Source organism: Asanoa ishikariensis, from assembly GCF_900107455.1.
GTDB classification, from domain to species: Bacteria; Actinomycetota; Actinomycetes; order Mycobacteriales; family Micromonosporaceae; genus Asanoa; species Asanoa ishikariensis.
In genome coordinates this window covers 743177-756575 of the sequence record NZ_FNQB01000003.1, presented here as the reverse complement: position 1 = coordinate 756575, position 13399 = coordinate 743177, and the positions used below count along the sequence as shown (strand labels likewise).

Genomic DNA, 13399 nt, shown 5'->3' with positions numbered 1-13399 from the left:
CAGCCTATCTTTTACACCGGAGCGAAGATCACGGACACGTTCTGGCCTCCGAAGCCGAAGGAGTTGCTCAGCACCGGGCCAGGGCGGACCGTGCGGGTCTGGCCCGTCACGACGTCCAGGGCGACCTCGGCGTCCTTGGTCTCCAGGTTGAGGGTGCGCGGGATGACGCCCTCGACCGCCGAGAGCAGTGCGACGATGCCCTCGACCGCTCCGGCCGCTCCGACCAGGTGGCCGATGCTCGACTTGGGCGCGGTCAGCACCGCGTCGGGGCCGAGCGCCGCGCACACGGCGGCCGACTCGCCGACGTCGCCGACGACGGTGGACGTGGCGTGGCAGTTGACGTGGACGATGTCGGCGGGCTCGAGGCCCGCGTCGGCGAGGGACTTGCGGATCGACCGGATCTGGCCGGCACCGGTCGGGTCGGGCCCGGTGATGTGGTAGCCGTCGGCGGTGATGCCGAAGCCGACCAGTCGGCCCAGCACGCGGGCGCCACGCGCGGCGGCGAAGTCGGCGCGCTCCAGGATCATCGCGCCGGCACCCTCGCCGAGCACGAAGCCGTCGCGGCCGGTGTCGAACGGCCGGGAGGCGGCGGCCGGGTCGTCGTTGCGCCGGCTCAGCGTGCGGGCCTGTGCGAAGCCCGCGATGGTCAGCGGTTTGATGGCCGCCTCGGCGCCGCCGGCGATCACCACGTCGGCCTCGCCGTCACGGATCAGCCGGGCGCCCAGCGCCAGCGCCTCGGCGCCGGACGCACATGCGGACACCGGTGTGTAGACGCCGGCGCGGGCGCCGTACTCGATGCTGATCCAGGCCGCCGGGCCGTTGGGCATGATCATCGGGATGGTCAGCGGCGAGACCTTGCCCGGCCCGCGCTCCTCGATCAGGTCGTCCTGGTCGAGCAGCGTGGTGACGCCACCGATCCCGGTGCCCATCGCCACCGCCAGGCGCTCGGGCTCGACCTCGGGCGTGCCGGCCGCGGTCCAGGCCTCGCGAGCGGCGACGAAGGCCGCCTGCTCGGCGCGGTCCATGCGGCGGGCCTGCACGCGGGTCAGCGCGTCGGCGGGGGAGACCGCCATCGGGGCGCCGATCTTCGTCGGCAGGTCGTCGGCGAAGGCGTACCCGGCGACCAGGTCGTCGATCCGGCGGACACCGGACCGGCCGGCGAGCATGCCCTGCCACAGGGCGTCGACGTCGCCGCCGAGCGGGGTCGTCGCGCCCAAACCGGTGACGACGACATCGACTGAGGAGGTGGACATGGGTTAGTTGTATCGCATACAACTAAGAGATGTCTACCGCCGTGCCGCCCAGGTCGCGGGGGCGGCGCACGCGCGCGCTGATCCTCGACCGGGCCGTCGACCTGTTCGCCGAACGCGGGTTTGACCAGGTCAACGTCGCGCAGATCGCCGCCGCGGCGGGTGCGCACCCGAACCAGATCACCTACTACTTCGGCTCCAAGGACGCCCTGTTCGTTCACGCGGCGTTCCTCATGTTTTTGCGCGACGCGGCGCGACTGGAGCCGATCGGCCGCCGCCAGCGCACCCCGGCGGCGTTCCGGGTGGCGCTGTCCCGCACGGCGCTCGCGCTGCCTTCGCTGCCCGCGGTGGTCGAGGCGATGTCGATCACCCGCCGACGCCCGGAACTGCGGACGCTGGCGGAGCAGAACCTGACGGTCCTGTTCCGCCAGGCGGAGCACTACCTGACCGCGATCCTGCACCGGCGTGGCTGGTCCGTCGACCGCACGCCGGAGGTCGAGGCCCGCACGTTCTGGAGCGCCGTGCTGGGTGCACGGCTGATAGCCGAGTCCGGCTACCCAGGCACCTCCGCCGATGTCGACGTGGCGGGCGTTCTCACCGTCCACGACTGACTTCGCGCCGCGGCCTTGCCACGTGGCGGGACCGCGCGGCCGCCTCGCCGCGCGCGGCGGACCCGGCGGGCCAGTTGGCCACGCCGGGTCCGGCGAGTTAGTAAGGGTCCCTTGCGCTGCGGAAACCGTTAACAAGGGACCCTTGCTTGCGCCGTCAGGCGCCGCGGGGGCGGTTGTAGAGGGCGCGTGACCAGAAGAAGCCGCCCGCAGCCAGGACCACGCACCAGGCCAACGCCCACCAGGCGCTGTCGCCGATGCCCGAGCCCATCAGCAGGCCGCGCAGGGTTTCGATGATCGGCGTGTACGGCTGGTGCTCGGCGAACCAGGCCACTCCGGCCGGCATCGAGTCCGTGGGGAGGAAGGCGCTGGAGATCAGCGGCAGGAACTGGAGGATCAGGGTGAGGCTGTTGGCGCCCGCCACCGTCTTGGTGGCCAGCCCGAACGCCACCGCCATCCAGGTCAGCGCGAACGTCAGCATCGCGAAGACACCGAACGCCGCCAGGTATTCCACCGGGGTCGCCGACGGGCGGAAGCCGAGGGCGACGGCGACGAGCACGACCAGGATGCCGCTGAGCAGGGTACGGACGAGGCTGCCGATCACCTGGCCGGTGAGCACCGACATGCGGGCGATGGACATCGTGCGCAGCCGGGCGATGATGCCTTCGAGCATGTCCTGGTTGATTTTGATGGCGGTCGCCGCCGTGCCGGTGCCGGCGGCCATCAGGATGACCCCGGGCGCCACGTAGTCGATGTAGCGACCGGCGCCGGCCGGCAGGAAGTCGGCGCCGAGCGCGTTGCCGAAGACGCCGACGAACAGCAGCAGGAAGAGCACCGCCGTGCCGATGCCGCTGATGGTCATCACCGGGTACCGCAGGGCGTGCTTGAGATCCCGGCGGAACATCGTCACCGAGTCGATCATCGTGGTGGTCATCGCACACCGTCCTTCGTGTACAGAGTCGGGGACTTGGCGGTCAGGGCGAGGAAGACGTCGTCGAGGTCGGGGGTGTGCACCGAGAGGCCGTCCGGCTCGACCCGTTCGTGGGAAAGGCGGTCGAGCAGGGTACGCAGCGTGCCCACCCCGCCGTCGCCGGGCACGTCGAGGGTGAGCGCCTCGTCGTCCCGGGTGCCGTCGGCGAACCGCACGGCCGCGTGCTCGAGCCGGGCCGGGTCGCTGAACTGCAGCCGCACGTGGCCACCCGGCACCAGCCGCTTTAGCTCGGCCGGTGTGCCCTCGGCGACCAGCACGCCCCCGTTGAGCACGGCGATGCGGTCGGCGAGTTGGTCGGCCTCGTCCAGGTACTGCGTGGTGAGGAAGATCGTGGTGCCGGCGGCGACCAGGTCCCGGACGCTCTGCCACATGGTGTGCCGGCTGCGCGGGTCGAGCCCGGTGGTCGGCTCGTCGAGGAAGATGATCCGCGGCCGGCCGACCAGCGTCATGGCCAGGTCGAGCCGGCGCCGCATACCGCCGGAGTACGTGGTCGCGATCCGGCCCGCCGCGTCGACCAGGTCGAACCGTTCCAGCAGCTCGGCCACCCGTTCCCGCCCGGCGCGCTTGCCGAGGTGCAGCAGGTCGGCCATCAACTGGAGGTTCTCCGCGCCGGTCAGCAGGTTGTCGACGGCGGAGAACTGGCCGGTGACACCGATCGAGCGGCGTACGCCCTCGGGGTCGGTGGCCAGGTCGTGCCCGGCGACGGTGACGGAGCCGGCGTCCGGTGCCTGCAGGGTGGTCAGGATCTCGACGGTGGTGGTCTTGCCGGCGCCGTTCGGGCCGAGCAGCGAGTAGACCGTTCCCTCGGCGACGTGCAGGTCGATGCCGTCGAGGACGGTGTGCTTGCCGTACGCCTTGCGCAGGCCGGACACCTCGATCGCGCTCATGGTGTGTTCCTTTCTTTGATACCAGGGCAGCATTGGTAGCCATGGCAGCAACGCTGCCGCGGCTCGGCGGTAGGTAAAGCGGGAGGGGCGTCAGGCCCGGTGGATCATGATGTCTCCGAAGTACGTGCGGGCGCGCACCTCGACCGTCTCGTCGCCCTCGACCGGGCCGGACGAGCCGCCGAGCGTGTTGCGCACGGCGCCGTTCTTGACGTCCAGGTCGAGCCAGGCGGCGGTGCCGGTCGGGATGCCCACCTCGAGTGACCCGGCCGCGGTCTCGAGGGAGACCCGGCCGCGCACGGCTTCCAGCACCCGGAGGCTGCCGTTGGCGGTCTTGAGCGCGGCGCCGCCCCGGGCGCGGTCCACCGCGATGTCGCCGTTGGCCGAGTTGGCCCGCAGCGCCCCGCCGACCTCGCCGACCCAGGTCTCGCCGCTGGAGTTCTTGACCGTCGCGGTGCCGTCGACGGCACCGATGTGCAGCCGGCCGGTGCCGGTGGTGACCTCGGCGTCGCCGTTCACGTGGGCCACCGTGATGTCACCCGCGCCGGTGTTGACCCGCAGCCGGCCGGTCTCGGCGAGCCGGATCGCCCCGAATCCGGTCTTGTAGCGGGTCTCGCCCAGCGAACCCTCGGCGTCCAGGTCACCGGCGCCGTTGTCGCCGTCGAGCCGGGAGCCCGCCGGCAGCGCGATCTCGACCTCGATCCGGCCGCTCTTGGCGCCCAGCCACCGGGTCAGGTTCTTGGGAGTGCGGACCCGTAGCTGGCCGTTGGCGTACTCGACCTGGGTCTCCTCGGCCATCTTGGTCGAGCTGGCCGACGAGCTGCCGGGCCGCACCTCGACCTCGGTGGTGTCGCGGTCGCCGGCGGTGATCCGCACCTGGGCGACGACCAGGCTGAGGTTGACGTCGATCGGGCCGGGGGTGGTGAAGGTAGGCATGGTGGTCCCCTCGTGTGGGTGTCTGGTCGGGTGGGGAAGAGGTCAGCGGACCCAGCCGGTGAACCGCTGGCCGCCGTCGTCACCGAGGTGGGTGGCGGCGGTGCGCGGGTGCTGGTCGGCGTCGAGGACGGTGGCGGCCGCGCGCACCAGCCACGTGTTGACGGAGACGTGCGCCCGGCCGGCGGCCGCCTCGACGCGGGACTTCAGCTCGTCGGGGAGGCGCAGGTTGATCCGGGCGGAGGCGGCGCCGGCGGTGAGAGCGGCATCGTCAACAGGTGTGGCGGCGGGGCGTGGTGCCTCCGTGGTGCCACCTGGCACCACTGACACCACGAACTGGGGGTCGCGGCCGCGCAGCCGCACGTCGACCGAGCCGGGCGCGAGCTCGCGGGTGATCTCGTCGGCCGCGGCCGACAGCGCCTCGAGAAAGGCCAGGCGGACGGCCGAGTCCAGCGGGGCGGTCAGTCGCTCGGCGAGGGCGCGGGCGTCGTCGCCACCGGCTTCGGCGGCGACGGCCAGCTCCTCGCGGAGCTTGTCGACGTAGGGCGTCAGGTCCATGGCACTACTATGGCACCACGATGGCACCACGCGCAAGGGAGGCATCGAAAACTGGTTGCCCGTCGATCTCTTCTCGCCGATCCTGGGCCGATGGACCTCGCGGGCGCGGAGCGGACCTGGAAGAGCGACGGCTTCGTGATCCTCCCGGGCTTCCTGCCCGCGGCGGAGTTGACCTCCGCGGTGCAGGAGCTAAACCTGCTGTTCCCCTCTGCCGACGAGTTCCATGACGGCACCGACCCGCGTCGTGAGCGTTTCCTCGGCGACGAGTTCGCCGGGATCGACACCTTCCCGTTCGCCAGCACGGAGATCAGCCTGCTGGCCGTGCACCACCGCATCCTGGCGTTGGCCGCGGCCCTGCTGGAGGACGACGACGTTCACCTCTACGGTGCGGAGGCCTGGGCCAAATACACCGGCGCCTGCGACTACGACCAGGATCTGCACCGCGACTACCTCAACCACACCGTCCTGGTTCCCAGCACCACGCCGGGTTGCCAGCAGGTCGAGATGTTCGTCTTCCTCAACGACGTTCCCGACGACCTCGGACCGCCGCACCTGGTCTCCCGCGAGCACACCGCCGACCTGCCCGCCGTGCCCAACTGGCTGCTGCGGCCGGGCCAGGGGGGTGCCGGCCGCTTCGTGGCTCAGGCCGATCCGGAACTCTACGCGGCGGAAGTGTCCGGAGCGGGACCCGCGGGCACCGTCATCGCTTTCGAGCCCGGGACCTTTCACCGTGGCACGCAGCTCACCGCACCCCGGGGAGCCCGCTACAGCATGCATCTGGGCTTCCGGCCGTCCAGCCTGCAGTGGGGACATCGGGTCGGCTGGGCGGTGAAGAGCTACACGAGCGAGTGGGTCGACTTCGTCGGCCGAGCTACGCCGCGTCAACTCCAGGCCCTCGGCTTCCCGCCGCCCGGTCATCGTTACTGGACGCCCGAGACCCTGGCCGGCATGGCACTGCGCTACCCGAACCTCGACCTCTCACCCTGGTCCCCGACGCTCAGTAGACCGGCAGGGTGATCGCCGTCGCGGCCCGGTGGATGGGCTCGACGACCTTGGCCAGCAGGCGCTCCTTGCCCGGCAGCCGGTTCAGGACGGCGAGCATGCCCATCGACATCCGGACCTGGCCGCGGCTGCGCAGCACCATCCGCTTGATGTTGGCCGGCCCGAGCCGCTGGTTGCGCTCGACGAACGGGCGCATCCGCTCCTCGTAGCGGCGTGGGCCGTCGTCCAACCCGGCGGTCGCGAGCTCCCCGGCCAGCACGTAGGCGCCGACCAGCGCGAGGCTGGTGCCCTGGCCGGACGCGGGGGAGGCGCAGTAGGCGGCGTCACCGACGAGCGTCACCCGACCCCGGGACCAGCCGTCGAGCCGGGCCTGGCTGATCGAGTCGAAGTAGAAGTCGTCGGCGCCGGCCAGAGCGTCGAGCAGGCGCGGCACCTCCCAGCCCTCGTGGGCGTACGCCTCGGCCAGGAAGGCCTCCTGCTCCTCGCGTCCGCGCGGACGCGCGCCGCCCGGGTCCGTGAACAGGAACATCGCCTTGGCGTCGGTCTGGCCGGCGGTGCTGTAGACCAGCGCGGTGCGCCCCGGCCCGACGTAGGTCAGCTCCTCGCGGTCGAGCCCGAGGTGGTTGGGCACCGAGTAGATCGCGACGTAGTGGCCGAGGTCGTGCACCCCGCCCTCGCCGAAAGCCAGCTCGCGGGTCCGCGAGCGCAGCCCGTCAGCCCCGACCACCAGGTCGTAGGTCTCCTGCCGCCCGCTCTCGAAGGTCACCGCCGACCCGAGAGCCGTGATCGCGTCGCCGAACCGGTAGTCGACCCGGTCGCCGGTGGCCTCGCGCAGCGACCGGGCCAGGTCGCCGCGGAGTAGCTCGGCGTCGTCGTGCACCCGCCCGCCGAAGGTGTCGGCGTCCATGCTGGCCACCCGCCGCCCGGTCGCGTCGACCACCGACCCGGTGCGCACGCCCGTGCGCTGGGAGCGGACCGCGTCGAGCAGGCCCATCCGCTCGATCACGGTGAGCGCCGCGCCGCGGATGTCGACCTTGTAGCCGCCGTCGCGAGGTGCGTCCGCCCGCTCGACTACGGTCACCCGCGCGCCGTGCTCGGCCAGCCACCAGGCCAGCGCCGTCCCAGCGATGCCGGCACCCGAAACCAGGACCTTCGCGTTCGCGATGCGTGTCATACCGAGGATGGTACGCACGTCTTAGACAAGTGTGCAAGACGCTTGTTTGTTAGCGGCTGCCCTGGTTGCGGTGCGAGGCTCACGGGTATACCGATTCGGCTGGAGGTGGTGGCGATGGCACGTCCGATCTGGAGCGGGGTGATCAGCTTCGGACTGGTGGCGGTCCCGGTGCGGATGTACTCGGCCACCCGTGAGCACGAGGTCTCGTTCCACCAGTTCGAGAAGGACACCAGCGACCGCATCCGCTACCAGCGGGTCAACGAACGCACCGGCAAAGAGGTCGAGTACGCCGACATCGTCAAGGGTGCGGACGTCGGCGGCGGCGACTACGTGATCCTGGACCCCGACGAGCTCGACTCCATCGCGCCCGGCCGGTCCCGCAGCCTGGAGATCCACACGTTCGTCGACCTCGAGGAGATCGACCCGATCTCCTACCAGAAGGCCTACTATCTCGGCCCCGGTCGGGAGGAGTCGGCCCGCACCTACGCGCTGCTCCGTGACGCGATGGCCGATGCCGGCCGCGCGGCGATCGGCACGCTGGTCATGCGCGGCAAGGAATACCTGACCGCCATCCGCGGCGTGGGCGACGTGCTGGTGCTCCAGACCATGTACTTCGCGGACGAGGTGCGCGACGCGGCCGACATCGGCGACATCCCGGGCAAGATCAAGCTCAAGCCGGCCGAGGTCAGCATGGCCGGCCAGCTCATCGACTCGATGACCGGCGGTTGGAAGCACGAGGAGTACCGCGACACGTACACGGATCGGGTCAACGAGCTCATCGAGGCCAAGCACGCCGGCCAGGAGATCACCGCGACCGAGGCCGCCCCGGCGGCGACCGGCGTCAGCGACCTGATGGACGTCCTGCGCCGCAGCGTCGAGGATGCGCGCTCCCGTCGGGGCAGCGCGAAGAAGGCGCCGGCCAGGAAGAGCACCGCGAAGAAGGCGCCCGCGAGGAAGACGGCCGCGAAGAAGGCGCCGGCGAAGAAGACCGCGGCCAAGAAGAGCACGACGACGAAGAAGGCGGCCGCGAAGAAGACGACCGCCAGGAAGGCCACGGCCAAGAAATCCGGCCGCGCGGCCTGATCAACTCACCAGCGGGGGCTCGGGTGAATCCAACGACGGATCAGATCGGTGTCGGCATCATCGGCACCGGCTACATCGCCGCCACGTGTCACGGGCCGGTGGTGACCGCGGCGGCCGGGGCGCGCCTGGCGGGGGTGCTGTCCCGGCGCCTCGACGCGGCGCGGGACTTTCTGACCACATTGGAGGTCGACGCCGCCACGCCGTACGACGACCTCGACGCGTTCCTCGCCGACCCCGGCATCGGCCTGGTCGTCGTGGCGTCGCCGGACGGGCTGCACTTCCCGCAGGCCGAGGCGAGCCTGCGCGCCGGCAAGCACGTCATCGTCGAGAAGCCGATGGCCTTGAGCCTCGCCGACGCACAGACCCTCGTCGACCTGGCGGCCGAGCGCGGCCTGGTGCTCGCGGTCAGCTACCACCTGCGGTGTCATGCCGGCCACGAGCTGCTCCGGCGGCGGATCCTCGACGGCGCGCTCGGCGCGATCCGCTATATGCGGTTGGCCTGGTCGTTTCCCATCGACGAGGCCAACTGGCGGGCACGCAGCGACGTCGCGCGATGGTGGTCATTGTCGGCCACCGGCACCCACTGCCTCGACCTGGCCCGGTGGTTCGGCGACGACATGGACGACTGGACCCGCTTCGAGTCGGTCCTCAACACCACCCGGTGGGGCGGGCGCGACGAGTCGGCGGTCATCGCCGCGCAACTCGCGTCCGGTGCGAGCGTCGACGTGCTCGCCTCGATCCAGTTCGAGGAGTACACCCGCCTCGAGTTCTTCGGGGACCGCGGCTCGGCGTTCTGCGAAGGCACCCTCGGCCCCGAGGGCGGGGGCACGATCGTCCTCAACGGACAGCCGCTGGACTTCACGCCGACGAACCCGTTCGCGGAACAGCTCGACCGTGTCCTGGCCGCGATCGACGGCCGAGCCGCCGGGCCGCCCGCCGACGGTGCGGTCGGAGTGCGCGCGGTGCGCGACCTGCTCCTCGCGGAGCCGACGTAGGGCGGGTCCTGCACGGCCGGGCAATCGGCTAGCGGGCCTCCAGGTAGCGGAGGACGGCCCGGACGCGGCGGTGGTCCTCGGTGGACGGCGGCAGGTCGAGCTTGGTGAAGATGGCCGTCACGTGCTTCTCGACGCTGCGGCCGGCCAGGTGGAGCTCGGCGGCGATCGCCGGGTTGGAGCGGCCCTCCGCGACCAGCGCGAGGATCTCCCGCTCGCGCGCGGTCAGCCGGGCCAGGCCGGCGTCCGGCGCGGCGAACAACTGCCGGATCACCTCCGGGTCCAGGGCCACGCCGCCGTCGGCGATCCGGCGCAGCGCGTCCAGGAACGCGGCCGTGCTGACGATCCGGTCCTTGAGCAGGTAGCCGACCCGTTCCGGGTGGTCGCGCAGCAGGGCGTTGGCGTACACCGTCTCGACCCACTGCGAGAACACCAGCACGCCGGTCGCCGGGTGGGCGGCCTTGATCGCGATCGCGGCGCGGACGCCCTCGTCCGTGAAGGTCGGCGGCATCCGGACGTCGACGATCGCCACGTCCGGGCGGTGTTCCGCGACGGCGGCGAGCAGGGCGGTGCCGTCGGAGACGGCGGCCAGCACGGTCACGTCGTGGTCGGTCAGCAGCGCGGCGATGCCGTCGCGCATCAGCGCGTTGTCCTCGGCGATGACGACCCGCATCTCAGGCCGCCGGCAGGCTCATCGTCACGGTGGTCGGTCCACCGTCGGGGCTGGCCACCTCGACCCGGCCGTCGAGGGCCTGGGCTCGGGCGACCAGCCCACGCAGGCCCGTACCCGAAAGCGAAGGTGCCGCACCACCGCGGCCGTCGTCGGACACGGCCAACCGTAACCACCCGTCGGCGCCGGTGAGCGACAGCCGCACCGCGGTCGCGCCCGAGTGCCGCGCGGCGTTGCTGAGCAACTCCGCCGCGCTGAAGTAGAGCGTGGTCGCGGCGGCTGGCGCTGGCGGCCGATCGAGGTCCACGAGGACTGACACCGGCAGGCCGCTGCGCGCCGCGAGAGTTCCGAGGGCGGTCGGCAGCCCCGCGTCCAGCGCCGGCGGGTGGATGCCGCGGACGATCTCGCGCAGCTCGTCGAGCCCTTCGGCCACCATGGCGCGGGCCTCGCCGACCAGCTCATCCACATCGGACGGTCCGAGCCGCTTCTCGATCCGGGACAGCGTCATGCCCAACGCCACGAGCCGGGCCTGGGTGCCGTCGTGCAGGTCGCGTTCGAGCCGGCGCAGCGTCGTGGCGGCGTCGGCGGTCAGCGCCGCGCGGCTGGTCACCAGCTCGCCGATCCGCCGCTCGGCGGGGCCGGGTCCGAGCAGCAGCAGCGCCAGGTTCCGGTCGACCGCGACCAGCCCCCGCAGCAGCCACGGGCACAGCAGCAGCGCGACCGCGCCGACCGCCGCCGCGTAGCCGGTCTCGGGCCGGCTGTCGACGCCCGGCAGGCCCAGATCCCTGATGCCGGCCTCCCACCACAGCGGCGAGGTCAGCAGCAGAACCCCGAAGACCGTGCCGAGCAGGGTGATGTACGCGGTGACCGCCGCCAGCGGCGCCTTGGCGAACGCGTACACGGCCGCCCGCCAGGCCCGCCCGTCGGTCAGCACCTCGCGCGCCCGGGCGACCGCCGTGCGACCCGACAGCGGCGGCGGCGCCGACAGGTCCCACCCCAGCAGCGGCCGGGCCACGAATCCGAACCAGCCGGGCAGGTGGCGGGCCAGCAGCAGCACCCCGACCAGGAGCGGCAGGCCGACGACGGTGAGCGCGGCCGGGGCCGCGACCAGCAGGGCCGCCGGCACCAGCACGGCCGGCGCCGCGAACAGCAGGCTGGCCAGCGCGTAGCCCATCTCGCGCCACGTGCGCGCCGTGAACGGGGCGAGCAGGACCGCTCTCACCCGACTTGCCCGATCGGCGGGCGCCGCGTCAACAGCGCGGCCGGCAGGACGGTGCCGGCGGCGACCACGGCGGCGGTCGCCAGCACGCCGGCGGCCAACGTCGAAGGTGGCACGTACGGGGTCCACGTTCCCAGCGCCGTGTGGACCATCGGCACCAGCGTCACGCCCGCCACCCCGGCGGCGAGGACCAGCCCGGTGACCGTCACGATGCCAGCTTCGCAGACCACGACCGCCAGCACCCGCCCGCGTGTCGCGCCGGCCAGCCCCAGCAGGGCGAGGTCGCGGCGTCGGCCGACCACGACCGTGGCCAAGGTGTTGACCGCCGCGACGGCCGCGAACAGGCAGTAGACCGCGGTGCCCGAGTAGTCCAGCCAGGCCTCCGCGGCTGGCCCGGTCCGGCCGGTGACGTGCGTGGTCGTGGAGTGCACGGCGACCTTCACGGCGGCGAACGCGACTGCCAGCACCAGTGGCACGAGCGCGCCGGACAACGCCCGGGACAGCACCGCGACATTGTCGGCGGCCAGGCGCCCGGTGCCACCGGCGAGGGCGAGCAGCGGGCGGCCCACCGCGATCGCGGACCGCAGCACGAACGGGCCGAGCAAGCCGACGCCGACGCAGAGCGCGAGCATGACGAACAACGCCGCGTCGTCCGCCGCGTCCGCGGCCAGGTCCGCGATCGACACCGAGAGCGTCACGCCGCCGGCCACCAGCAGCAGCCCGAGGCCGAGCCGGACGGCGGTGAACCGGGGTCGCCGGGTGGCGGCGTCGGCGAGCGCGATCGCGGGCCTGGCCCGTGCCGGGCGGACGGCCGCGATCAGCGCGCCGACCGTCGAGGTGACCACGAGGATGCCGAGGATCGGCGCCAGCAGCAGCGGTTCGGGCGTGAACCGTGCACCCGCGGGCGCGAGGCCGTGGTCGACCAACGTGCCCAGCCAGGCCCATCCGGCCAGCAGGCCGAGCAGGTAGCCCGCGATCCCGGCGGGCACCGCGACCACCGCCGCCTCCACCGCCACCGCACGCCGGATCCGCCCGGGTGTGGCGCCGACCGCGCGCAGCAGCGCGACGTCCCGCGCTTGTTGCGCGATCGCCGCGTTCATCGTCACCCCGACCAGCAGGATCGTCAGGTAGACCGCGATCAGGGCGAAGGCGGTCAGCATCTCCGACAGCTCGGGGGCGCCGTCCACCGACACCTGGACGGTCAACGTCGCGCTCAGTACCACGGCGGCGACGAGCTGGGTGCTGGCCGGACCGACGAACGCCCACCGGTGTGCGCGCAGCGCCTGCGCCGCGATCCCCGCCCTCACGCCGCCACCGCCAGCAGGGCCGAGATCGAAGAGGCATCCGGTGTACGCGTGTCGCCCACCAACCGACCCTCCCGCAACAGCAGTAACCGGTCGCTGTGCGCGGCGGCCAGCGGATCATGGCTGACCATCACCACCGTCATCCCGTCCCGCTCGACGGCCGCCCGCAGCAGCCGGAGCACCTGGCCGCCGGTCGCCGGGTCGAGCGCGCCGGTCGGCTCGTCGGCGAACACCACGGCCGGTCGGGTGATCAGCGCCCGGGCCACGGCAACCCGTTGGCGCTGCCCACCGGACAGCTCGCCGACCGGCCGGTCGCCGAGCCCACCGAGGCCCACCGCGTCGAGCATCGCCGCGAGCGCGGCCGGGCCGACCCGGGGACCGCCGAGCCGAGCCGGCAGCAGCACGTTGCGGGCGACGGTCAGCGTCGACAGCAGGTTGTAGGACTGGAACACGAAGCCCGCCCGGTCGCGCCGCAGGCGGGTGAGCGCCGCCTCGCGCAGCCGGGTGATGTCCCGGCCGGCCAGCCGGACCCGGCCCGCCGTCGGCCGGTCCAGCCCCGCCAGGCAGTGCAGCAGCGTGCTCTTGCCGGAGCCGGTCGCGCCCATCACCGCCACGAACTGACCGGCCGGCACGGCCAGCGAGACCTCCCGTAACGCCCACAGCCGCGACCCGTACCGCCGTCCCAGACCGTCCGCCACCACCGGTGTGTCATCCATGCCGATCAGCCTCGC

The 13399-nt window shown here is 72.6% G+C and carries 14 protein-coding genes; 4 read left to right on the top strand and 10 right to left on the bottom strand.

Annotated elements, in window-relative coordinates; translation table 11 throughout:
* Window positions 1-11: 11 nt before the first annotated feature.
* Complete coding sequence (locus BLV39_RS27535; protein WP_090799113.1) at window positions 12-1253, bottom strand: beta-ketoacyl-[acyl-carrier-protein] synthase family protein; 1242 nt, start codon at window positions 1251-1253, stop codon at window positions 12-14.
* A 29-nt stretch (window positions 1254-1282) separates the two neighbouring features.
* On the opposite strand from BLV39_RS27535, the gene BLV39_RS27530 reads away from it, so the two are divergent.
* On the top strand, window positions 1283-1861 hold the full coding sequence (locus tag BLV39_RS27530; protein WP_090799111.1) for a TetR/AcrR family transcriptional regulator C-terminal domain-containing protein: 579 nt from the start codon (window positions 1283-1285) through the stop codon (window positions 1859-1861).
* A gap of 154 nt (window positions 1862-2015) precedes the next feature.
* On the opposite strand, the gene BLV39_RS27525 is transcribed toward BLV39_RS27530, so the two are convergent.
* The 4 genes from BLV39_RS27525 to BLV39_RS27510 all read right to left on the bottom strand — a co-directional run bounded on the left by BLV39_RS27525 (window position 2016) and on the right by BLV39_RS27510 (window position 5224).
* Complete coding sequence (locus BLV39_RS27525; protein WP_090799108.1) at window positions 2016-2792, bottom strand: ABC transporter permease; 777 nt, start codon at window positions 2790-2792, stop codon at window positions 2016-2018.
* Complete coding sequence (locus BLV39_RS27520; RefSeq protein WP_239083446.1) at window positions 2789-3736, bottom strand: ATP-binding cassette domain-containing protein; 948 nt, start codon at window positions 3734-3736, stop codon at window positions 2789-2791. The genes BLV39_RS27525 and BLV39_RS27520 overlap by 4 nt, the downstream gene beginning before the upstream one ends.
* Before the next feature lie 90 nt (window positions 3737-3826).
* Entirely contained in the window at window positions 3827-4669 is an 843-nt protein-coding gene (locus BLV39_RS27515; protein ID WP_090799104.1) for a DUF4097 family beta strand repeat-containing protein, read from the bottom strand.
* 42 nt (window positions 4670-4711) lie between these two features.
* Window positions 4712-5224 carry a toxin-antitoxin system HicB family antitoxin gene (locus tag BLV39_RS27510; protein WP_090799102.1) on the bottom strand — a complete coding sequence of 171 codons (513 nt, stop codon included), beginning with the start codon at window positions 5222-5224 and terminating at the stop codon, window positions 4712-4714.
* 90 nt (window positions 5225-5314) lie between these two features.
* Here BLV39_RS27510 and BLV39_RS27505 point away from each other — a divergent pair, with 90 nt between their 5' ends.
* Window positions 5315-6241 (top strand): phytanoyl-CoA dioxygenase family protein, encoded by a 927-nt coding sequence (locus BLV39_RS27505; RefSeq protein WP_176985100.1) that lies wholly within the window; start codon window positions 5315-5317, stop codon window positions 6239-6241.
* Here BLV39_RS27505 and BLV39_RS27500 read toward each other — a convergent pair.
* The gene (locus BLV39_RS27500; RefSeq protein ID WP_176985099.1) at window positions 6222-7400 is read right to left on the bottom strand and encodes an FAD-dependent oxidoreductase; all 1179 of its coding nucleotides are present in this window, start codon (window positions 7398-7400) and stop codon (window positions 6222-6224) included. The genes BLV39_RS27505 and BLV39_RS27500 overlap by 20 nt on opposite strands.
* 114 nt (window positions 7401-7514) lie before the next feature.
* Here BLV39_RS27500 and ku point away from each other — a divergent pair, with 114 nt between their 5' ends.
* Complete coding sequence (gene ku, locus BLV39_RS27495; RefSeq protein WP_090800691.1) at window positions 7515-8483, top strand: non-homologous end joining protein Ku; 969 nt, start codon at window positions 7515-7517, stop codon at window positions 8481-8483.
* A gap of 23 nt (window positions 8484-8506) precedes the next feature.
* Window positions 8507-9478 (top strand): Gfo/Idh/MocA family protein, encoded by a 972-nt coding sequence (locus BLV39_RS27490; protein WP_176985098.1) that lies wholly within the window; start codon window positions 8507-8509, stop codon window positions 9476-9478.
* 28 nt (window positions 9479-9506) lie between these two features.
* Here the strand turns inward: BLV39_RS27490 and BLV39_RS27485 are convergent, their stop codons facing one another.
* The 4 genes from BLV39_RS27485 to BLV39_RS27470 are packed head-to-tail and all read right to left on the bottom strand — an operon-like array spanning window position 9507 to window position 13384.
* Window positions 9507-10148: a response regulator transcription factor gene (locus tag BLV39_RS27485; RefSeq protein ID WP_090799096.1), complete on the bottom strand. Its 642-nt coding sequence runs from the start codon at window positions 10146-10148 to the stop codon at window positions 9507-9509.
* Window position 10149: 1 nt separating this feature from the next.
* Window positions 10150-11367: a sensor histidine kinase gene (locus BLV39_RS27480; protein ID WP_090799095.1), complete on the bottom strand. Its 1218-nt coding sequence runs from the start codon at window positions 11365-11367 to the stop codon at window positions 10150-10152.
* The gene (locus BLV39_RS27475; RefSeq protein WP_090799093.1) at window positions 11364-12671 is read right to left on the bottom strand and encodes an FtsX-like permease family protein; all 1308 of its coding nucleotides are present in this window, start codon (window positions 12669-12671) and stop codon (window positions 11364-11366) included. Before BLV39_RS27475 ends, BLV39_RS27480 begins: the two co-directional genes overlap by 4 nt.
* Window positions 12668-13384, bottom strand: a complete 717-nt coding sequence (locus tag BLV39_RS27470; RefSeq protein ID WP_090799090.1) for an ABC transporter ATP-binding protein — start codon at window positions 13382-13384, stop codon at window positions 12668-12670. The genes BLV39_RS27475 and BLV39_RS27470 overlap by 4 nt, the downstream gene beginning before the upstream one ends.
* Window positions 13385-13399: the final 15 nt, after the last annotated feature.